Source organism: Bathymodiolus azoricus thioautotrophic gill symbiont, assembly GCF_001298715.1.
GTDB lineage: Bacteria > Pseudomonadota > Gammaproteobacteria > PS1 > Pseudothioglobaceae > Thiodubiliella.
The window spans coordinates 1-1,227 of record NZ_CDSC02000454.1 but is presented as its reverse complement, the minus strand read 5'-3'; the positions used below and the strand labels follow the sequence as shown (position 1 = coordinate 1,227).

Here is a 1,227-nt window from a genome sequence, read left to right as displayed (position 1 = left end):
TATGATTCCTATTTTAGAGACAGGACCTTTAATCAGATTTATTGCATCTTTAAATTGTTTCAGCAGTTCTTGCTTAGAGTAACTGTCTGAATCTATTGTGGCTAGAATTATATTGTCAATATTGGGTTTTTTTGCGAAATTGTATACAGGGTAAGATCTGTCTTTTTCGTAAGAAAAAGTAACATAGCCTAAGGTCTGTGCATCGCGAAATGCAAAACCATTGGTCGCCTCATTCGCTCCTGCTACTCTATCTACTGCTGTGTATTCACCATATACATAACGATAAGCATATGAGCCTCTATTCGGACCTAAAGGATTGTATACCAACACATTTGCATTAAACCTGCTGCTTAAATCACTCACAAGACCCGAGTAACCAAACATACCATGTGTGGCATACCAGTCTACACTGCCATCACCCATTTTTATGTTTATTTCTGCCATTGAAGCGCCATCAGGCAGTCGCCTTCCTAGTTCTTTCAGTGCTGCCAAAGTAGTATCAAAATCACTTGCCATAACACGAATTTTTAACTTACCTTCCAAGCCTTCTATTGATCTATTTAGTTGTAGCGAACCATCATCACCCACAGAAACAACAAGATGATAATTGTCGTCTGTGTAAGGGTCAAGCTGAGTTAATTCACCGTCTTTGTAGGCCCAAACAACTTTTCCTTCGTCAAGATGATAACGATTGTTAACTGTGTTTCTACCGGCTGATTCTGTTCTTGACGAACCTAATCTAGAACTGACCTTGGTTTCAATGTTCCTTGCTTTCAGTTCCATTGCAACATCTCTACTAAAATCAGCGCCTGGATTACATCCCTTCATAGCGACTGTATCAATACTTGATTGAACGGGTAAAACGCCTCTTAATGTGGCAACAATGTTAGCAATGTCATTAGCTGTTTTGCGTCCTGTAGTTTTTAACCCTTCGTTACCATGTCCAGAAAATAGTATTTTAATATTATCTGCTTTTATTTTGTGTAATTTAGGTCCATGCACAATCTGGTAGCCTCCCTCTTTATCCATTTGAATCAGCGTGGAGTTTTCGAAATGTTTGCCTGTCATATCTACCGAACTCTCTACTATGGTTGGATCATTTTCTAACTGAACAACAACATAATGTGTGTCCCTAGGGCCAGGAGAAACTTCGAGCTGGTTTACTACTGTTATCTTCTTCCATGCACTTAACGCTCGTTGAGATTTTGTAATGTCACTAACAATCTT

The 1,227-nt window shown here is 39.0% G+C and carries 1 protein-coding gene; it reads right to left on the bottom strand.

The features are described 5' to 3' along the window. Positions 1 to 1,227: C80 family cysteine peptidase (locus tag BAZSYMA_RS08660; RefSeq protein WP_143243181.1), on the bottom strand; the 1,227-nt coding region annotated here is incomplete at both ends.